The following is a 1,083-nucleotide window of genomic DNA, read 5'->3' on the forward strand; positions in this document are numbered from 1 at the left end:
TATTTCAGAAAAGCGCCCTATTTTTGGAGACCGATATTAATAAATAATAACCGAGGGAACTTCGATTAAAGTCCTCATTTTTTTATAACGCATATTATTCTCATTTAAAGATTATCTATTAATTTGACGCTGTTAGCATAGTGCTAATTGTGGAATTTAAATCTTCTTTAAAGTTTTCCTCGTATAGTTCCAATGAGAAACTAACACTTGCATCAATATTCATTGCAACCCAGTCTTCATATATAAATACTACCATTCGGGCTATTTTCAAGTCTGGTGTATTTTCTATAAATCCTGGTACTCTATGTGCTGAATATTTATTTCGCCATTCCACCAATTTATTCCAATACAAATTATAATCTTTTTCACTTAACTCTAATTTTGACAAAATAATTGGCTTTAGTTCTCCCTCTAATCCAAGCTTCTTCCAGTGTGTTTCATTATTGTTAGTGCCAAAAATCATACACCATAGATTAATTGACTGAAAGTAATGTGCATTTATTGTATACACCCAAAATTCCTGAGAACCAAATCTACATAGGTCATCAAATTTCTTATGTAAATATCTAAAACTTGAATAATGGTATAAAAAGCTTCTTAGTATTTCATACTGTTCACTCAATACCGACTCATTAAAATTCATGTTACTCTCCCTGGAATTTATTTACTGATTATTTCTAATTCGTTGATCGTCCTTTAGTCGTTGTATGCTTTACTCTTTAAAAACTTTTCAGGATTCTTTTTAATAGCTTCAATTATTTTTGCTTTTTGGCTTTCGGAAATTTTCTCTCTTGATTGTTTAAGATCCTTTGCCGAATATTGAAACTCTGAAAATACTGGAGATGATACATAATGATTTGGTTGTGCCATATTAAAGATTCCGTTTTCACCGACTAAGGTATTTTCCCAAACCTCTTCAGCAGCCTTTTTTATGATGGTCACGATTAATATTCCTTGCAGATTTTAAAAAAACATAGGAAGAGTTAAAGTCGTGACAGATGTAGGTATAGCCTACAACACTTACTCATAAAACCCTCCTGTTTTCATTTTTATATTATTTTAGGTAAAATTAAAGGGCAACAT

Annotated in this window: 2 protein-coding genes; both read right to left on the bottom strand. The window is 30.9% G+C overall.

Going from position 1 to position 1,083, the window contains the following annotated elements:
* Window positions 1-118 precede the first annotated feature (118 nt).
* Window positions 119-643 carry a hypothetical protein gene (locus V7164_RS25065; protein ID WP_335346835.1) on the bottom strand — a complete coding sequence of 175 codons (525 nt, stop codon included), beginning with the start codon at window positions 641-643 and terminating at the stop codon, window positions 119-121.
* Between the two features lie 53 nt (window positions 644-696).
* Window positions 697-942 (bottom strand): hypothetical protein, encoded by a 246-nt coding sequence (locus tag V7164_RS25070; protein WP_335346836.1) that lies wholly within the window; start codon window positions 940-942, stop codon window positions 697-699.
* Window positions 943-1,083 lie beyond the last annotated feature (141 nt).

Source organism: Bacillus sp. JJ1474, from assembly GCF_036965225.1.
In the GTDB taxonomy this organism is placed as follows: Bacteria; Bacillota; Bacilli; order Bacillales; family Cytobacillaceae; genus Cytobacillus.

Excerpts from the sequence above, each read along its gene's own strand:
- V7164_RS25065 (WP_335346835.1), bottom strand. The coding sequence starts at position 643 with ATGAATTTTAATGAGTCGGTATTGAGTGAACAGTATGAAATACTAAGA.